The organism is Kribbella sandramycini, assembly GCF_013131805.1.
Classification (GTDB): Bacteria; Actinomycetota; Actinomycetes; order Propionibacteriales; family Kribbellaceae; genus Kribbella; species Kribbella sandramycini.
In genome coordinates, this window is record NZ_JABJRC010000011.1 from 54,213 (window position 1) to 70,409 (window position 16,197).

Genomic DNA, 16,197 nt, shown 5'->3' on the forward strand with positions numbered 1-16,197 from the left:
CCGAACGAGAATGACGACGAACGCCGAAGAACCCGCGACCGCGATCCGCGCGTATCCCAACGGCCCCATCCTGGTGCGGGGCGACTTCGAGCTGCTCGACGAGGACGGCGTCCCGGTCGCGACCGACCGCCGTACCGTCGCGCTGTGCCGCTGCGGCCGCTCCGCGATCGCCCCGCTCTGCGACGGCACCCACAGCCTGCTCCCCCGGACCCCGCGATCCTGATGACGCGCGGCGGGTTTCGGCTGTGCTCGGCCGGGCACCGGGCACGCCTTGTTTGTCGACGAAAGGAGTGGTTGCCGTGTCTGTTCTGGAGCGGTTCAAGCGCTGGCGCGAGTCGCACGAGCTGAACGAAGGCGACGCTCCCGCGGACACGACGACGGCGATGACACGGGCCGAGGGCGGCGACCCCGAGGGCGACACCCCGGCCACCACAGGGACCGGTGCGAGCGGTGAGTTCGTCGGGCGAGTGGCCGGCGATGAGGCTGACACCGGTACGAGCGGCGCCGAGAAACGCTCCGGCCTGCCGGACGACTCGGGCACCGGTTCCTGACCCGTTCTCATAGCCGCCGGGTTGGGCGATCTGTAGGTGGGGTACCCGGACGGTGCTCCGGTCGCGGCTCAACCAGTAGCCGATCCTGGCCGGAGGATGCAGACAGGACACCGACAGATGTCGATGATTCGTCCACCCTTGGCCGCTGCTCCCCACAGGGGGATCGTGTGATGCGGCTACCACCGGCACGAGGCCCGCTGAGTGAGTGGCTGATCGGGCGGCTGTGCGAACCTCAGCGGACCGCCGTGAGTCCGGCGTACCGGTCGAAACTTCCGTGGGCAGATGAGGATCTGCAGCTGTCGCTGTGGATCGCTTACGAGCTGCACTACCGCGGGTTCGAGGATGCCGCGATCGACGGGCAGTGGGATCCGGAAGTGCTGGCGTTCCGCGCGATGCTCGAGCGGGAGTGGGTCGCTTGGCTGGAGCGCGAGTGCCGGGTGATGCCGTCCGACGCGCCGATCGCCGAGCAGTTGCGGGAGTTGGTCGACGCCGAGGACGGTCCGCGGCTGTCGGCCTACGTACGGCGGCACGCCACGCTCGACCAGTTCCGGCAGTTCGTGGCGAACAAGTCGGTCTACCAGCTGAAGGAGGCCGACCCACACAGCTTCGGCATCCCCCGCGTCGACGGCCCGACGAAGGCCGCGCTGGTCGAGATCCAGTCCGACGAGTACGGCGGCGGCCGCCCCGAGCGGATGCACGCCGAGCTGTTCCGGACGACGATGCGCTGGCTCGGCCTGAACGATGCCTACGGCAACTACGTCCCCGAGGCGCCGGCCGTCACGCTCGCCGTCTCCAACGTCATGTCGCTGTTCGCCATGCACCGGCGCTGGACACCCGCGCTCCTCGGCCACCTGGCCGCGCTCGAGATGACCTCAACGCTCCCGAACCGCCAGTACGCCGCCGGCGCGCTACGACTCGGCGCCACCGCACAAGACGCGCGCTACTTCACCGAACACGTCGAAGCCGACGCCGTCCACGAACAGATCGCTGCCCACGACCTCTGCGGCAGCTACGTCGACGACCACCCGACGGCCCTCAGCGACGTCCTCTTCGGAGCCTCCTGCGCCCTGAAGCTGGACAACCTGTTCGCCCATCACTTGCTGGACCAATGGAAGGACAAGCAATGCGTAGCGTCGTAATCACCGGAGCCGGCAGTGGGATCGGGGCCGCGACGACCGTCCGGCTGGACGCAGCGGGCTGGCGCGTGTTCGCGTGCGTGCACGGCGAGGGCGCCGAAGTCCTCGACCAGCAGACGTCCGAACGCGTGACCGTCCTCCACCTCGACGTCACGGAGGCGAACTCGATCAAGACCGTTGCCGCCCAGGTCGACCTCGCGCTGGGCGGCGGCGGGTTGCACGCCCTGGTCGACAACGCGGGCACCGCCGCCCCCGGCCCGTTGGAGACGTTGCCGATCGACAGCCTGCGCCACCAGCTCGAAGTGAACGTGGTCGGCCAGGTCGCCGTCACGCAACGGTTCCTGCCGCTGCTACGGCGGGCCGAGAGCTCGCGGATCGTCCTCGTCGGATCGATCGGCGGCCGGGTCGCCACCGGGTTCGCGGGCGCTTACCACGCCTCGAAGTACGCGCTCGAGGCGATCGCCGACGCCTGGCGGCAGGAGCTGCTCCCGGACGGGATCCAGGTCGCGATCATCGAGCCCGGTCCGCTGGCGACGCCGATCTGGTCGAAGGCCGCGCACAAACTCGACTCGCTGCCGCCGAGCACGATCTACGACCAGCGTCTCGAAACGCTCCGCAAGGTCCTGCGCCGCCGCGGCAAGGAGAGCCCCAGCCCGGAGGAGGCGGTCGAACTGATTCTGCACGCGGTGGACGCCGATCGCCCGCACACGCGGTACGCGAACGGCCTGACCGCGACCATGCTGCCCAAGGTCCGCCGGCTGATCCCGGATCGGCTCTTCGACCGGATGGCGCTTCGGACCACTGGATTGGGAGCACCCTGATGAAAGCACTGACCTGGCAGGGCAAACGGAGGATCGGGTACGGCGACGTCCCGGACCCACGGATCGAAGAGCCGACCGACGCGATCATCAAGGTGACCTCGAGCGGTATCTGCGGCTCGGATCTGCATCTGTACGAGGTGATGAGCCCGTTCCTCGACTCCGGTGACGTACTCGGCCACGAGGTGATGGGGTCGTCGAGGAGACCGGCTCGGCGGTACCGGGGCTGAGCGCCGGCGACCGCGTCGTCGTACCGTTCCAGATCGCCTGCGGCTCGTGCTTCATGTGCGATCAGGATCTGCAGACGCAGTGCGAGACCACGCAAGTCCGCGACCAGGGTATGGGCGCGGCACTGTTCGGCTACACCAAGCTCTACGGGCAGGTCCCGGGCGGCCAGGCGGAGTACCTCCGCGTTCCGCAGGCCCACTACGGCCCGATCAAGGTTCCGCACGGACCCCCTGACGACCGCTTCGTCTATCTGTCCGACGTCCTGCCCACTGCTTGGCAGTCGGTCGAGTACGCCGCGATCCCCAAGGGCGGCACGGTCGCCGTCCTCGGCCTCGGTCCGATCGGCGACATGGCCTGCCGTGTCGCGCTGCACCGCGGCCACCGTGTCATCGGTGTCGACCTGGTTCCCGAACGCCTCGAACGCGCTCGCCTGCGCGGCGTCGAAACCCTCGAGTACTCCACCGAGGTCGCCGACCACATCCGCAACCTGACCGAAGGCCGCGGCCCCGACTCGGTGATCGATGCCGTCGGCATGGAAGCGCACGGCTCCCCCGCCGCCAAGTTCGCCCAGCAAGCCGCTGGGTTCCTTCCCGACGCCGTCCAGGGTGCCTTTATGCAGAAGGCCGGCGTCGACCGCCTCGCCGCTCTGCTGCTCGCAGTCGATACTGTCCGCCGCGGCGGAACCATCTCGCTGATCGGCGTCTACGGCGGTATGGCCGACCCGCTCCCGATGCTCACCATCTTCGACAAACAGATCCAGCTCCGCATGGGCCAGGCCAACGTCCGCCGCTGGAGCGACGCCATTCTTCCGTTGCTCACCGACGCCGACCCGCTCGGCGTCGACAGCTTCGCCACCCACCGCCTCGCGCTGTCCGATGGGCCCGCCGCCTACGACATGTTCCAGGCCAAACGCGACGGCGCCGTCAAAGTGCTCCTCAACCCGTAGCCGTCAAATGCCCTCACCCCGTAGCAGGCGCTGCGGGGTGAGGGCTGGGGCTGGTCAGCTCGATTTGGCGCGGCGGAGGGCAGAGGGCTTGTGAACTGCGGTGCCGCCGGACCTGTCGCTGCGGACGAGGTACTGCGGCTCGTCGGCGCTGGCGTCGACCACCCGGCCGCCGGCCTCGGTGCGTTCGGTGATCTTGCGCTCGACGGTGCCGTGGGCCGTGCCGCCGTGGCTGTCCCACTCGACGACATCGCCGCGCCGGAATTCCTGAGATTTGCTCACGTGTCCTCCTGCGCGGGTTTGCGGCGGCCGAACCGGTCCTTGAAAACGAACAGGCTCAGGGCGATCACGAGCACCACCACGACGCCGGCCGCGATGGGGACGAGCGACGTACCGGTGTAGTCGTCGGGATCGCCGTCCGCGGAACCGGGCGGATTGGTGGGCGTCGGCGACGGGTCCGCCACCTGGTGGACGACGTTCGCCGCGGACGCCGTCCCGGTCGCGGCGAACGGCAGGACGACGAACGCGCCGAGCAGGAGCGCGACGAGCCAGACCGCCAAGCCACGTTTGCTGATAGGCCGAATCTGCACGGCAACTCCTCGCTTCGTTCGCACCCCTGGGACGACCGGATCACCGCGGTACGTCGCCGCGCCAACTGCCGGTCTCGGCGCCACGCGACTCGATGAACTCCTTGAAACGCTGAAGGTCGCCCTTCACCCGCCCCTCGACCACACCGAGCTTGTCGCCGACCTTCTCGACGAGCCCCTCCGGATCGATATCCATCTGCGCCGTGACCCGGCTGGTCGTGTCGGACAGCTTGTGGAACGTAACCACGCCGGCATGCCGCGGGCCCGAATCGGCCTTCCAGGCAACACGTTCGTCCGGATGCTGCTCGGTGATCGTCGCGTCGAACTCACGGGTCGCGCCGCCGACCTTCACCACCCAGTGGTTGTGCGTGGCATCCAGCTGACGAATCTCCTCGACCCCTTCCATGAACTGCGGAAAGGACTCGAACTGCGTCCACTGGTTGTACGCCGTCGTCACCGGAACATCCACATCGATCGACTGCGTCAGGCTGCTCATCTTTCGACCTCCATCTCCTTCGCGAACCGCCCCGGTGCCCACCCGGACCGGATCGACACAAGCCACCCGCATCGCAGTGGAAGCCGCTGTCAGACGCCGTACGGCGGCCGATTGCGCGGAAGCAGCTTGATGCCGGCAGCCGTCGCCTTGGCCTTGATCGCGGCCTCGGGCCGACCAAGCCGCAGACCGATCACACAGACCGGCAAGTTGCCGGCCGCGAACCTGCGCAACCGCGCCACCTCATCGGAATCCCAAGGCTCATTGGCGTTTCGGACGGACTGCTGCACTGCCATCGAACTCACTTCTTCCTCTCGCCTCACCTCACCGGTGCCCACCCACGTGTCAACAACTCAACGCTCCAAAGACCATCACTCCATGCACCGCACCCATCACAACGTGCACCAAGGCGGCTGCGTCGTCGGGTTGACGGCGGCGCTCGAGTTGCAACTGGCGAGAGCGGATGTCGTGCTCCTCGAAGCGGGCCGGATCAGCGGGCGCAGCAGCACCCCCTCACCGATCCCGACAATTGATGCTGCTGCTGGTGGCCGGGGAAGGTTTGGGGGTGGGCACAGGGTCGGCGGCTTCCGGTGGCGCGGCGGGTGAGTGCAGCTAGTACGACGGGCCGGGTCTCTTCGTCCGCGCCACCGGCGTCGTGTGTCACCTGCGGGTTCCGGCCGACTGCGTCAGGCTGCTACGGGTAGGGGGGTGAGTTGTTGGCGTAGGTCGGTGAGGATGCGCTTGAGGAGGCGGGAGACCTGCATCTGGCTGACGCCGACTTCGCGGCCGATGTCGGACTGGTTCCAGTTCTCGACGAAGCGCAGTTCGAGGATGCGACGGTCTCGTGGGCCGAGGTCTTCCAGGAGTGGCTGCAGCATGTCGACGGTTTCGAGTTGGCTGACGGCGGAGTCCTGTTCGTCCGGTACGACGTCCGCCAGTTGCAGCCCGCCTTCCTCGGCCGGCCGGTCCAGGGAGAGGGTGGTGAAGCAGCCGTAGGCTGCCATTGCCTGCTCGACCTCGGTCTGCTCGAGGTCGAGGCCGGCAGCGATCTCCGCGGTCGAGGGCTCGCGGCCGAGCAACTGCTCCAACTCCGGGAGCTTGGCGGAGATCTTGCCTTGGAGCTCCTGCAGTCGCCGTGGGATCCGCACCGTCCAGGCGCAGTCGCGGAAGTACCGCTTCACCTCACCGCGGATGGTCGGGACGGCGTACCCGATGAACGGGACCTCGGCGTCCAGGCGGTAGTTCGTCGCGGCCTTCATCAGCCCGAGGAACGCGACCTGTTCCAGATCCTCCGTCTCGGCGCCCCGGTTCCGGAACCGCTGCGCGATCCCCCGCGCGATCTCCAGGTTCAGCTCGACGATCCGCTCCAGCAACACCTGCTGCTCCACCGGATCGGACGACGCGGCCCGCGCCGCGAACAGCTCGTTGGTCGCCGCTTCCCGCGCGGCCCGGTCCTTCGCCGTCGAACACTTCGTCGGCACACTCTTCAGATAGGTAGTCATTTTGACCCTCGCGACACCAGTCACGGCGCGGCGCACGTCTGGACCGCGGTCAAATGGCTCACACCTGATACCCAGCACCCCGGAAACCCATGCATGCGACGCCGGTCACACCTGAATCACCGGGTACGTGCTGCTCGTCCAGAAGGGCTCGGCGGCGGTCAGGTGGGGAGTTTGCGGGTCTCGATCAGTTCTTGGGCGACGTCGCGGAGTTTGCGGTTGGAGTTCTGCGAGTAGCGTTTGAGGACGGCGAACGCGCGGTCGTCGTCGAGGTCGAAGCGCTCCATCAGGATGCCCATTGCCTGGCCGACCAGTTTGCGGGCGTCCACGGCCTGCGCGAGGCTCAGCTCTTGCCGGGCGCTGGCGACCGCGACGGAGGCGTGCCGAGCGAGGATGTGCGCTACCGCCTCCTCGTCGGGACCGAAGGCGTCTTGCTCGGCCGAGTAAAGCCCGAGGATGCCGACTGTTCCGGTACCGGTCGTCAGGGGGACGTCGAGCACGCTACGCACCCCGAGAGCGCGCACTTTCGCGGCCCACGCCGGCCAGCGGTCGTCGGTTGCCGTGTCGCGGACCAGCACGGTCGAGTGGTCACGCATCGACTCGATGAGCGGGCCGAGCGCGCCACCGGCCTGGAATTCGTAGATTCCGGCGACGACGGGATCCGTCACCGCGGGGATCTCGAGCTGACCCCGCGTGACCAGGGCGACGCCGGCATGAGAGCAACTCAGCGCCTGGAGGGCGAAATCGACCACCGCTTCGACGGTCTCCTCCATCCCCTCGGAGTCATGCAGATCGAGCGCCAATTGGGCGAACTGCTCAGCGGACGCCGACTCCCGCGAGGGCAACACATCAGCCGGACGATCGCCGGGCCTGCCGGCCACCTCCGCTCGGATCAGCTCACCTGTACTCATAACGTCAAGGTAGCTTGACGGGTCTTCAGCGTCAAGCCGTCTTGACGTTCGTCAAGTGACAGAAGCCGCGCGTCAAGCTATGTTGACGTCATGGGTGTTGACTCGGGGCAGCCGCCGGTACCGACCGACGACAGAGGTCTGGATGAGCTGCTCGGCGTACTCCGCGTCAGCGATCAGCGCGAGCTGTACGAGCGCGAGATCCAAGAGGGCCGCGAAGCCGGCCATCCGGTTTCCGTCCTCGTGAAAGCTCTTGGCGACCTCCCCGGCGTCACGGGACTCGAAGCACTCCGCGCCAGCCGCCGCGTCGTCGAACTCCTCACCGGCGCCCGCTGGCACATGATCCGCCAGGCCCGCGAAGAAGGCTCCAGCTGGAGCCAGGTCGGCGGCGCCATGGGCACCAGCAAACAAGCGGCGTACGACTTCTACCAGCGCAAACTCGACCAGCAGGACGCCTCCCCCGCCGAAGCCGACAGCACCGCCCGCTCCCGCGCCGCCCAAGGCCCCACCCCCAACGACTGACGTCACCGAAGTTCGAAGCGGGGTACCGGGATCTCCCGTCCTTCAGAAGACTGGAGACCCATCATGAGCTTCGACCGGCCAGGCCCGGACAACGACCGCAAGACCGTCACCGACACCGAGCTGAACGACGCCCTGGAAAGCGGCGCCCTCGAGAAGGGCACCCTCGACTTCGACAAGGTCGACCACGACGACGGCGAACGCAGCCCCGGCCCCGTCCCCAACGAGCAACGACGTCCGCCCCGCACCGAAGACGTCACCTCCGGCAGCGAGGGCCGCCCGGTAGAACCGCCGGACTGATCGGCGCGGATGGAACGCTCAGAGTAATCCTCCCATCACCGTGGGTGGTCCGGGCGGCGGAAGTGCGGCAAGCTTGCTGTCGAAGTGGGGGATCGACAAGTGAGGACCTGAGTTCATGCGTAAACAACTCTCCGCCCTGGCCTCCGTAACCGCTCTGCTCCTGGTGACAGCCGCGCCGTCCGCGGTCGCCGCCGTGCCACCGACGCCCCGGATCACCGGGACGGTGGCAAGTGGGTTCCAGTCCCCGTGGGGTCTCGCCGTCCTGCCGGACGGCTCGGCGCTGCTTTCCGAGCGGGACACCGCACTGATCAAACATGTCACAGCGGCCGGCGTGGTCCGCCAGATCGGCCGCGTTCCCAATGTCCGGCACGGCGGCGAAGGCGGCCTGCTCGGGATCGCGATCGCGCCGACCTTCGGTACCGACCGGCTGCTCTACGCCTACCACACCGCATCCGGCGACAACCGGGTCGTCCGGATGACCTACGACGGCACGACTCTCGGCGCTCCGCAGACCGTCGTCACCGGGATCCCGCGGGCCAACATCCACAACGGCGGCCGGCTCGCCTTCGGGCCCGATGGCTTCCTCTACATCAGCACCGGTGACGCCGCGAACACCGCCAACGCGCAGAACCCGAACTCGCTCGGCGGCAAGATCCTCCGGGTCACCCCGACCGGAAACCCCGCCCCCGGCAACCCGAGCGGTACCCGCGTCTACAGCCTCGGGCACCGCAACGTCCAGGGCCTCGCCTGGGACGAAGGGAACCGGCTCTGGGCCAGCGAACTCGGCCAGAACACCACGGACGAACTCAACCAGATCCGGGCCGGCGGCAACTACGGCTGGCCGACCTGCGAAGGCAGTTGCACCGACAGCCGCTTCATCAACCCCCAGGCCACCTGGACCACCGCCCAGGCATCGCCGTCCGGTCTCGCCTTCGCGCGCAACACCATGTGGATGGCCGCGCTCCGCGGCCAGCGCCTGTGGGCCATCCCGGTCAACGGCGGCGTCCGCGACGGAAACACGGTCGCCAGCTTCACCAACCAGCAGGGCCGCCTCCGCACAGTGGCCAACGCCGCCGACGGCTCGCTGTGGGTCGTGAGCGAAACCAACAACAGCATTCTCCGAGTGACCCTCGGCTGACCAATCGAGCGTGCCGGGTCAGCACCCATGACCCGGCACGGCTCCGGTCGGCCAGGGGTGGTTCGGAGACGGTCGAGGCGTGAGAATCGGGCCGTGATCCGGATTCATTTCAGTACGGCGGACCTCGGGCGGGTGATGTTCCTGCCCGAACCCGAGCCGCTTCGCCAGGTGGCGCTGGCTGCTCGCGCGCTCAGCCCCAGCCAAACCTCCACGGCGACCCGGCGGTGGCGGCGAATGGCCGGGAGTCGGGTTCGGCCGACGATGGGGCCCCTGCTGAAGCTGATCTCGCCTACCGGACAGTTCCCCGGCTTCCTGACACCGACGGTGGACAGAGCGGGGCTGGAACCGGCGATCGAGCGCCTACTGGAGACACCAGCGGACCTGATCCGGGCTGAGCTCGGACCGCATCTACCGTCCGAGATTCATCCCTACATGCGCGCGCTGCTGGGTGGCCGGGCCGAGGCGCGCCGAGCGCTGGGCGGCGCCGTCCGCGACTTCCACCGGCACGTACTCGGACCGTCCGCGATCGAACTCGGGCGCCTTCATGCGGCCGATCTGGCGATCCGCTCGCGGACGGTCCTGGCAGCGGGTGGCGAAGAGCTGCTGGCGACCCTGCACCCGAAGGTCAGCTGGCAGGACGACATCCTCACGATCGCGACGCCCTGGGAGTACGACGTGCGGCTGGCCGGCCGCGGCCTGCGGCTCTGCCCGTCACCCTTCGTCGCGGACTGCGTGACCTTCGACGAGCCCGGCCAGACCCCCTTGCTCGTCTACCCAGCTGTCGAACTGCCGGTGGTGGACCCGGCCGAACGAGACTCGGCCGATGGCCTGGCCGAGCTCCTCGGACGTACTCGCGCCGCTGTGCTGCGAAGCCTCGTCTCCCCCGCCGGCACCAGCCAGCTGGCGCGCCGTCTCAACATCTCCAACGCCTCAGCCTCCGAGCACGCCCGCGTCCTCCGCGCCGCCGGCCTCCTGACCACCGACCGATCGCGGGGCGCCACCCACCACTCACTCACCCCGACAGCCGTCCAACTCCTTCGCTAGTTGAGATCCGGTACGACGCTCACCGTGTACGGCGGGGTGCCCGGCGCTCGGTCGAGCTGACTGTTGACCCAGAGCAGCCGCCCGCGATCCCGCGCGATCGTCGTCGGCGTCGCCCCGGCGTCGCCCGGGGCCGAATCGGCGAGGATGCCGGCCTTGGACCAGGTCCGGTCGAGCCGGGCCATCCGGGTGATGTATCGCCCGTTGCCCGCGTTGTGCACGACGTACAGGCGGTGTCCCTCGAGCAGGTACCCGTCACCCGAGAGAGTCCCATCGGACTCGACCGGTCGCACCGCGCGGGACGCGATGTCGACACGATAGGTGAGGTCCTGGCCTTGTTCGCCGACGAGCAAGGTCCGGCCATCGGGTGTGGCCACGATCCCGTTGAGGAAGTACGGCGTTGGGCTGATCCGGTCACGCGTGATCCAGGGCTCGAGTTCTCCCAGCCCATCGCGGGTGATCGACGCACGCCAGATCTGATTGTGCGCCGAATCGGTGACATAGACGGCGTCCCTGGTGAAGGTGAAGTCGTTCAGGAACGAGCCTTGCGCCGCAGACCGTGATGCCAGCAACCGGCCGCGAGCGTCGTACCGGAAGAGCTTTCGAGTACTCGCGCCGGCCACCAGGACCCGGCCCCAGCGATCCACGTGGACGCCGGTCGCCTGGGTGCGGCCGTCGGAACCGGCGGGCAGGAACAGTTGGAGCCGCGCGCTCCGCACCGAACCGCGGTAGACCGCGCCGGTGCCGACACTCGTGACGTACATGGTGCCGTCGCGCGTCACCTCGATCCCTTCCGGCGTATCCCCGGGCGTCTGCGAGACGACGTACGTCGACGGCCGATGCGGCTCAGGTCGCGGATGCGCGGCCGCGGTCGTCGCGCTGGTCACCATGCTCGCCAGAACTACAACAACGATGAGTCTTTTCATCCCCCCAGCCTCGATGGCTGCTCGCCGCCCGGCGACCGCTTTCGGCCCAGCCCGAACTCTTCCTTCCCGGACCGGCCAGACCGCGGCGGTATGACCCGAATGGCCTGTACCCAGGCGCCCGGACCGGTGGCTACGGTCCGATCACCTAGCAGTAACCACCCGCCCACGTAGGAGAAACAGATGTCTCGAAGAACAGCAGCCCTCGCGGCGACGCTGTCGGCAGCAGGTCTGGTGGCCGCCGTCCTGGCAGTCCCGCCGGTCGCCGCTGCGATCAGGTCCGGTGGACCGGACGTGACCGCGCCTACCCAAGATCCGCCGGCGGAGATGCTTGCCGCCTTAGCCCGGGATCTCAAGCTGACTCCGGCTGAAGCGCGCGCGAGGCTGGCCAGAGAGAAGGAAGCCGCAGGCGTCGAGGCGACCTTGCGCACGCGCCTCGGTACGGGTTTCGCCGGGGCCTGGTTCGAGACCGGTGGCACGACCCTGACTGTCGGGGTCACCGATGCCTCCAACGCTGCGCTGGTCCGTGCCGCCGGGGCCTCCCCGAAGACCGTGAGCCGTTCCCTGATCCAGCTCGACGCTCTCAAGAACAGGCTGGACTCCCGGGCGGGCCGTGCCCCCAAGAGCGTGCCTGGCTGGTACGTCGACGTAGCGACCAACACCGTCACGATCCTCACCCGGCCCGGAGCCGTCGAGCAGGCCAAGGCCTTCGCCACCACCAGCGGTCTGGACGCATCCGCGGTGCGCTTCGCGACGTCAACGGAGGCCCCACGGCCGTTGATCGACGTGATCGGCGGTAACGCCTACTACATCGGCAGCGGTACGCGCTGCTCGATCGGGTTCGCCGTCACCGGTGGATTCGTGACGGCCGGACATTGCGGCCAGGCAGGTCAGACAACCACCCAGCCGAGCGGCACGGTGGCCGGTTCGAGCTTCCCGGGTAACGACTACGGCTGGGTCCGCGTCGCCGCGGGCAACACCCCGCGGGCGTTGGTCAACCGGTATCCCGGAACGGTTCCGGTCGCAGGCGCCACCGAGGCCCCGGTCGGCTCGTCGGTCTGCCGATCGGGCTCGACGACGGGCTGGCGTTGCGGCACGATCCTGCAGAAGAACGCGTCGGTGACCTACCCCGAAGGCACCATCACCGGCCTGACCCGGACCAATGCCTGCGCCGAACCAGGCGACTCCGGCGGCTCCTGGATCACCGGCGACCAAGCCCAAGGCGTCACCTCGGGCGGCTCGGGGAACTGCACCTCCGGCGGCGTCATCTACTTCCAGCCCCTGAACGAGATTCTCGGCGCCTACAGCCTGACCTTGACGGTCAGTGGCAGTACGCCGCCGACCACGCCCCCGACGACTCCGCCGGGCGGAACGACCTGGCAAGCCGGTACGACGTACGCGGCCGGAGCCGTTGTCACGTACGGCGGCCAGCGGTACGAATGCTGGCAGAGCCACACCGCGCAACCCGGTTGGGAACCGCCGAACGTCCCTGCCTTGTGGCGCACGCTCTGACCTGAAGACTCTCGCTCCACTTGCCTCTACTTTGGTTCGTATGGAACTGGAGCTGCGACATCTCAGGCTGATCTGCGCAATCGCAGACGCCGGCAGCGTCACCAAGGCAGCCGCCAACCTGGGGCTGGCGCAACCGGCTCTCAGCGCCCAGCTCCGCCGCGTCGAACGCATGCTCGGCGGCTCCGTCTTCGAGCGACACCGCACCGGAGTACGCCCGACACCACTCGGCGACTTCCTCCTCGCCAGGGCCCGTCTGCTGCTCCCCGCGGCATCCGGGCTGCGCGAGGAGGCGGTCCGCCTGAGTGGTGCCGGGCGTCCCGGCGAACCCCCCGCTCAACTGACAGTCGGCTCGGCCACCGGCCCAATCCTCGGCCGCTTGGTCCATCACCTGACCACCGAGTACGCCGGCCTGCACGTCGGAACCCACGTCTCCTGGTCAGCCGATGAACTGGCAGCCTTGGTCGCGGCCGGCCGGGTCGACTACACCGTCGTCGGCGTCTGCGGCGAGGCGCCGCCACCCTCGCAGGCCGGCCTCACCTGGCGCGTACTCGGCACCGACCCCGTCTTCGTACTGTTCCCGGCCGACCATCCCCTGGCCGGGCAGTCCGAGATCGCCCTCGGCGAGCTCGCCGACGAGCAATGGGCAGCCACCCCAGGCGACGGCTGCTTCGCCGACTGCTTCACCTCAGCCTGCGCCAGAGCAGGCTTCATCCCCCGCACCCTCTACGAAACCGACGTAGTGAGCTGCCTGGACCTGGTCGAGTCCGGCGACGCCGTCGTCCTGTGCCAACCAATGTTCCGCCAGATGGACGGCATAGTCGCCAAACCCATCGCCGGCACCCCCCTCACCTGGCGCCACCTCATCGGCTGGCATCCCGAAGGCCCCGCCGCCCCCCTGTCCAACCAAATCCTCAACCTAGCCACCCAGGCCTACACCGACGTAATCGCCAAAAGCCCCCGCTACTCCACCTGGCTCCGCACCCACCCCGGCTACGGCATCGACGCCCCCTGAGCTGACGCACCAGGACGAGCACTTCCCTTACCTACAAGCTACTTCAGCTCTGCGGAGGTCTTGCCCAGGAGCCTGCGGGCCACGATCAGTTGCTGGATTTGTTGGGTGCCTTCGAAGATGTCGAGGATTTTGCTGTCTCGGGACCATTTTTCGAGGAGGTGGTGTTCGGAGTAGCCGAGGGTGCCGGTCAGTTCTACGCAGCGGAGGGTGATGTGGTTGGCGGTGCGGCCGGCTTTGGCTTTGGCGATGGAGGCTTGGAGGGAGTTGGGGCGGGAGTTGTCGGCGAGCCAGGCGGCTTGGAGGGTGAGGAGGTGGGCGGCTTCCCAGTCGGATTCGAGGTCGAGGTAGGTGGCCGCGGCGGCCGGCTGGCGGTGGGTGGGGCGGTCGTAGTCGGGGGTGATACCGGCTTCGGCGAGGAGGTCGCGGGTCAGTTCGAGGGCGGCCCGGGCGACGCCGACGGCCATGGCGGCGACCAGGGGGCGGGTGTTGTCGAAGGTCTGCATGACGCCGGCGAAGCCTTTGCCGGTGTCGATCTCGGGTGAGCCGAGGAGGTTGGCGGCGGGGACGCGGCAGTCCTCGAAGCGGATGGTGGCGGTGTCGGAGGAGCGGATGCCGAGTTTGTGCTCGAGGCGTTCGACGGTGAGGCCGGGGGTGTCCTTGGGGACGACGAAGGACTTGATGGCGGCGCGGCCGAGGGTTTTGTCGAGAGTGGCCCAGACGACGACGGCGTCGCAGCGGCCGCCGGCGGTGACGAAGATCTTCTCGCCGTTGATGAGGTAGTCGTCGCCGTCGCGGCGGGCCGTGGTGCGGATGTTCGCGGAGTCCGAGCCGCAGCCGGGCTCGGTGATCGCCATCGCGGCCCAGACGCCGTCGAACCGGCGGAGCTGCTCGTCGGAGGCGACCGAGGCGATCGCGGAGTTGCCGAGGCCCTGGCGGGGCATCGAGAGCAGCAGGCCGACGTCGCCCCAGGACATCTCCATGATGGAGAGCACCGAGGAGAGATTGGAGCCGTTCTTGACGCCGGCGTCCTCGGCGCCTTCGGCTCGGCGGACGCCGGACGCCCCGGCGCCGGAGCCGGTGCCTGAGGCACCTAATCCGTCGACCATCGCGGCGAGCATGTCGAGCTCGACCGGGTACTCGTGTTCGGCCTGGTCGTAGCGGCGCGAGTTCGGGCGGAGCATCTCGGCGGCGACCTGATGGGCCTGGTTCACGAACGCGCGGAACTTGCGCGGGGTCTCGAGGTTGATCATCAGAGCAGCACCGCGCCTTCCATGACGCCGATCGCGCGCAGATCGCGGTACCAGCGTTCGACCGGATGTTCCTTCACGTAGCCGTGGCCGCCGAGCAGCTGGACGCCGTCCGTCCCGATCTGCATGCCCCTGTCGGCGCACAGCTTGCGGGCCAGGGCGACCTCGCGGGCGAACGGGAGCCCTTGCTCGGCACGCGATCCGGCGCGGTAGGTGACGAGTCGCATGCCTTCGAGCTCGATCGCGATGTTCGCGACCATGAAGGCGACCGACTGCCGGTGGCTGATCGGCTCGCCGAACGCCGTCCGCTCGTTGACGTACGGCGTCACATAGTCGAGCACGGCCTGGGCGGTGCCGAGGGCGAGGGCGCACCAGCCGAGGCGGGACAGGCGGACGCAGTCCGCGTAGTCGGCGAGGGTGCCGAGCTGGACGGCGGGGACGTCGTCCAGGATGACCCGGCTGAGCGAGGCGGCTCGGAGGCCCATGGACGGCTCGGCCTCGATCGTGATGCCGGGGTGGCCGGACTCGACGAGGAACAGGGCCGGGCCCTGGTCGTCGAGCTGGGCGGCGATGACGAACAGCTCGGCCTCGGCGCCGCGCGGGACGAGCGACTTCACGCCGGTCAGCTTGCCGTTGGTGACGCGGGTCTGGAGCTCGAACGGGTCGAAGAGCGGGCGCGGTTCGAGGATGGCGAGCGCGGCGGCCGGGGGTGCGGAGTCGCCGGTGAAGGCGGGCAGGTACGTCGCTTGCTGGGTTTCGTCACCCCAGAGGGAGATCGCCGTGCTGACCGCGGCGGGCGCGAGGCACGCGACCGCCTGGCCCATATCTCCGTGCGAGAGCGCTTCCGCGACGAGAACGCCGGTCATCGCGGAGCGCTCGGTGACGAAACCGCCCAGCTCCTCCGGGATCTCGATCAGGCTCAACCCGAGCTCTGCGGACGCCGTGAGCACCTTCGGCTCCGTCGTACACGCGGTGTCCGCCGCCGGAGCCGCGGGACGCAGGACCTCGGCCGCGAACTCGCGCACCACTTCGACCACGGTCTGCTGGTCCTCGGTCGGAGTCAGGTCGAACCGGCCGCTCCCCCGGGCCGCCGGCAGGCGTGCCGGTTTGGTCAGCTTCGAGGCCGCCGAGAAACTCCGGGAGAGCGCTCCCGCCGTCCGGAAACCGCTCTTCGTCGCCTCGAACACCACCCGCTCGGTCTGCCGCCGCCACCCGAGCCGGTCGATCGTCCGCGACTTGGCCAGCCGGTTCAGCAACGCGACCCCAACCCCGATCACGTCCCGCCGGCCCCGGCGCTCCCGCTCCAGCACGCTCATACCCGCCACTGTAAACCGAAGTTACA

The 16,197-nt window shown here is 68.8% G+C and carries 21 protein-coding genes; 12 read left to right on the forward strand and 9 right to left on the reverse strand.

The features are described from left to right. The first annotated feature begins 10 nt into the window (after positions 1 to 10). The 6 genes from HPO96_RS33680 to HPO96_RS39955 all read left to right on the forward strand — a co-directional run bounded on the left by HPO96_RS33680 (position 11) and on the right by HPO96_RS39955 (position 3,679). The gene (locus HPO96_RS33680) at positions 11 to 223 is read left to right on the forward strand and encodes a CDGSH iron-sulfur domain-containing protein (RefSeq protein WP_171678468.1); all 213 of its coding nucleotides are present in this window, start codon (positions 11 to 13) and stop codon (positions 221 to 223) included. 76 nt (positions 224 to 299) lie between these two features. Beyond that, entirely contained in the window at positions 300 to 551 is a 252-nt protein-coding gene (locus tag HPO96_RS33685) for a hypothetical protein (RefSeq protein WP_171678469.1), read from the forward strand. Positions 552 to 721: 170 nt separating this feature from the next. Further along, positions 722 to 1,690 carry an iron-containing redox enzyme family protein gene (locus HPO96_RS33690; protein ID WP_171678470.1) on the forward strand — a complete coding sequence of 323 codons (969 nt, stop codon included), beginning with the start codon at positions 722 to 724 and terminating at the stop codon, positions 1,688 to 1,690. Further along, on the forward strand, positions 1,675 to 2,508 hold the full coding sequence (locus HPO96_RS33695; protein WP_171678471.1) for an SDR family oxidoreductase: 834 nt from the start codon (positions 1,675 to 1,677) through the stop codon (positions 2,506 to 2,508). The genes HPO96_RS33690 and HPO96_RS33695 overlap by 16 nt, the downstream gene beginning before the upstream one ends. Then, positions 2,508 to 2,735, forward strand: a complete 228-nt coding sequence (locus HPO96_RS39950; protein WP_420371482.1) for an alcohol dehydrogenase catalytic domain-containing protein — start codon at positions 2,508 to 2,510, stop codon at positions 2,733 to 2,735. Before HPO96_RS33695 ends, HPO96_RS39950 begins: the two co-directional genes overlap by 1 nt. Next, positions 2,732 to 3,679: a zinc-binding dehydrogenase gene (locus HPO96_RS39955; RefSeq protein ID WP_420371483.1), complete on the forward strand. Its 948-nt coding sequence runs from the start codon at positions 2,732 to 2,734 to the stop codon at positions 3,677 to 3,679. Before HPO96_RS39950 ends, HPO96_RS39955 begins: the two co-directional genes overlap by 4 nt. Positions 3,680 to 3,733: 54 nt before the next feature. Here the strand turns inward: HPO96_RS39955 and HPO96_RS39770 are convergent, their stop codons facing one another. The 6 genes from HPO96_RS39770 to HPO96_RS33730 all read right to left on the reverse strand — a co-directional run bounded on the left by HPO96_RS39770 (position 3,734) and on the right by HPO96_RS33730 (position 7,166). Next, positions 3,734 to 3,958 carry an HVA1 family protein gene (locus HPO96_RS39770; RefSeq protein ID WP_171678472.1) on the reverse strand — a complete coding sequence of 75 codons (225 nt, stop codon included), beginning with the start codon at positions 3,956 to 3,958 and terminating at the stop codon, positions 3,734 to 3,736. Continuing rightward, a complete protein-coding gene (locus HPO96_RS39775; RefSeq protein ID WP_171678473.1) occupies positions 3,955 to 4,266 on the reverse strand; it encodes a hypothetical protein in 312 nt (103 codons plus the stop codon). Before HPO96_RS39775 ends, HPO96_RS39770 begins: the two co-directional genes overlap by 4 nt. 40 nt (positions 4,267 to 4,306) lie before the next feature. Then, entirely contained in the window at positions 4,307 to 4,759 is a 453-nt protein-coding gene (locus HPO96_RS33715; RefSeq protein ID WP_171678474.1) for an SRPBCC family protein, read from the reverse strand. An 89-nt stretch (positions 4,760 to 4,848) separates the two neighbouring features. After that, the gene (locus tag HPO96_RS33720; RefSeq protein WP_171678475.1) at positions 4,849 to 5,052 is read right to left on the reverse strand and encodes a hypothetical protein; all 204 of its coding nucleotides are present in this window, start codon (positions 5,050 to 5,052) and stop codon (positions 4,849 to 4,851) included. Between the two features lie 390 nt (positions 5,053 to 5,442). Next, complete coding sequence (locus HPO96_RS33725; protein WP_171678476.1) at positions 5,443 to 6,258, reverse strand: SigB/SigF/SigG family RNA polymerase sigma factor; 816 nt, start codon at positions 6,256 to 6,258, stop codon at positions 5,443 to 5,445. A gap of 158 nt (positions 6,259 to 6,416) precedes the next feature. Continuing rightward, complete coding sequence (locus tag HPO96_RS33730; protein WP_171678477.1) at positions 6,417 to 7,166, reverse strand: GAF and ANTAR domain-containing protein; 750 nt, start codon at positions 7,164 to 7,166, stop codon at positions 6,417 to 6,419. Between the two features lie 90 nt (positions 7,167 to 7,256). Between HPO96_RS33730 and HPO96_RS33735 the strand changes: the two genes are divergently transcribed. The 4 genes from HPO96_RS33735 (at position 7,257) to HPO96_RS33750 (ending at position 10,164) form a co-directional block, all read left to right on the forward strand. Beyond that, complete coding sequence (locus tag HPO96_RS33735; RefSeq protein WP_171678478.1) at positions 7,257 to 7,685, forward strand: hypothetical protein; 429 nt, start codon at positions 7,257 to 7,259, stop codon at positions 7,683 to 7,685. Positions 7,686 to 7,748: 63 nt separating this feature from the next. Then, on the forward strand, positions 7,749 to 7,982 hold the full coding sequence (locus HPO96_RS33740) for a hypothetical protein (protein ID WP_171678479.1): 234 nt from the start codon (positions 7,749 to 7,751) through the stop codon (positions 7,980 to 7,982). A 115-nt stretch (positions 7,983 to 8,097) separates the two neighbouring features. Next, complete coding sequence (locus HPO96_RS33745) at positions 8,098 to 9,120, forward strand: PQQ-dependent sugar dehydrogenase (protein ID WP_171678480.1); 1,023 nt, start codon at positions 8,098 to 8,100, stop codon at positions 9,118 to 9,120. 93 nt (positions 9,121 to 9,213) lie between these two features. Continuing rightward, a complete protein-coding gene (locus tag HPO96_RS33750) occupies positions 9,214 to 10,164 on the forward strand; it encodes a helix-turn-helix domain-containing protein (protein WP_171678481.1) in 951 nt (316 codons plus the stop codon). On the opposite strand, the gene HPO96_RS33755 is transcribed toward HPO96_RS33750, so the two are convergent. Then, entirely contained in the window at positions 10,161 to 11,087 is a 927-nt protein-coding gene (locus HPO96_RS33755; protein ID WP_171678482.1) for an SMP-30/gluconolactonase/LRE family protein, read from the reverse strand. The two genes, HPO96_RS33750 and HPO96_RS33755, sit on opposite strands and share 4 nt — an antisense overlap. A 180-nt stretch (positions 11,088 to 11,267) precedes the next feature. Here HPO96_RS33755 and HPO96_RS33760 point away from each other — a divergent pair, with 180 nt between their 5' ends. Both HPO96_RS33760 and HPO96_RS33765 read left to right on the forward strand, forming a co-directional pair. Beyond that, entirely contained in the window at positions 11,268 to 12,596 is a 1,329-nt protein-coding gene (locus HPO96_RS33760; RefSeq protein WP_171678483.1) for an alpha-lytic protease prodomain-containing protein, read from the forward strand. 40 nt (positions 12,597 to 12,636) lie between these two features. After that, positions 12,637 to 13,608 (forward strand): LysR family transcriptional regulator, encoded by a 972-nt coding sequence (locus HPO96_RS33765; protein ID WP_171678484.1) that lies wholly within the window; start codon positions 12,637 to 12,639, stop codon positions 13,606 to 13,608. 38 nt (positions 13,609 to 13,646) lie between these two features. Here the strand turns inward: HPO96_RS33765 and HPO96_RS33770 are convergent, their stop codons facing one another. Next, positions 13,647 to 14,858 carry an acyl-CoA dehydrogenase family protein gene (locus HPO96_RS33770; RefSeq protein ID WP_171678485.1) on the reverse strand — a complete coding sequence of 404 codons (1,212 nt, stop codon included), beginning with the start codon at positions 14,856 to 14,858 and terminating at the stop codon, positions 13,647 to 13,649. Further along, positions 14,858 to 16,171, reverse strand: a complete 1,314-nt coding sequence (locus HPO96_RS33775) for an acyl-CoA dehydrogenase family protein (RefSeq protein WP_202886750.1) — start codon at positions 16,169 to 16,171, stop codon at positions 14,858 to 14,860. Before HPO96_RS33775 ends, HPO96_RS33770 begins: the two co-directional genes overlap by 1 nt. Positions 16,172 to 16,197 lie beyond the last annotated feature (26 nt).

Excerpts from the sequence above, each read along its gene's own strand:
- HPO96_RS33745 (WP_171678480.1), top strand. The coding sequence starts at position 8,098 with ATGCGTAAACAACTCTCCGCCCTGGCCTCCGTAACCGCTCTGCTCCTG.
- HPO96_RS33770 (WP_171678485.1), bottom strand. The coding sequence starts at position 14,858 with ATGATCAACCTCGAGACCCCGCGCAAGTTCCGCGCGTTCGTGAACCAG.
- HPO96_RS33715 (WP_171678474.1), bottom strand. The coding sequence starts at position 4,759 with ATGAGCAGCCTGACGCAGTCGATCGATGTGGATGTTCCGGTGACGACG.
- HPO96_RS33720 (WP_171678475.1), bottom strand. The coding sequence starts at position 5,052 with ATGGCAGTGCAGCAGTCCGTCCGAAACGCCAATGAGCCTTGGGATTCC.
- HPO96_RS33690 (WP_171678470.1), top strand. The coding sequence starts at position 722 with ATGCGGCTACCACCGGCACGAGGCCCGCTGAGTGAGTGGCTGATCGGG.
- HPO96_RS33740 (WP_171678479.1), top strand. The coding sequence starts at position 7,749 with ATGAGCTTCGACCGGCCAGGCCCGGACAACGACCGCAAGACCGTCACC.
- HPO96_RS33680 (WP_171678468.1), top strand. The coding sequence starts at position 11 with ATGACGACGAACGCCGAAGAACCCGCGACCGCGATCCGCGCGTATCCC.
- HPO96_RS33730 (WP_171678477.1), bottom strand. The coding sequence starts at position 7,166 with ATGAGTACAGGTGAGCTGATCCGAGCGGAGGTGGCCGGCAGGCCCGGC.
- HPO96_RS33765 (WP_171678484.1), top strand. The coding sequence starts at position 12,637 with ATGGAACTGGAGCTGCGACATCTCAGGCTGATCTGCGCAATCGCAGAC.
- HPO96_RS33760 (WP_171678483.1), top strand. The coding sequence starts at position 11,268 with ATGTCTCGAAGAACAGCAGCCCTCGCGGCGACGCTGTCGGCAGCAGGT.
- HPO96_RS33725 (WP_171678476.1), bottom strand. The coding sequence starts at position 6,258 with ATGACTACCTATCTGAAGAGTGTGCCGACGAAGTGTTCGACGGCGAAG.
- HPO96_RS33775 (WP_202886750.1), bottom strand. The coding sequence starts at position 16,171 with ATGAGCGTGCTGGAGCGGGAGCGCCGGGGCCGGCGGGACGTGATCGGG.
- HPO96_RS33755 (WP_171678482.1), bottom strand. The coding sequence starts at position 11,087 with ATGAAAAGACTCATCGTTGTTGTAGTTCTGGCGAGCATGGTGACCAGC.
- HPO96_RS39950 (WP_420371482.1), top strand. The coding sequence starts at position 2,508 with ATGAAAGCACTGACCTGGCAGGGCAAACGGAGGATCGGGTACGGCGAC.
- HPO96_RS33735 (WP_171678478.1), top strand. The coding sequence starts at position 7,257 with ATGGGTGTTGACTCGGGGCAGCCGCCGGTACCGACCGACGACAGAGGT.
- HPO96_RS33695 (WP_171678471.1), top strand. The coding sequence starts at position 1,675 with ATGCGTAGCGTCGTAATCACCGGAGCCGGCAGTGGGATCGGGGCCGCG.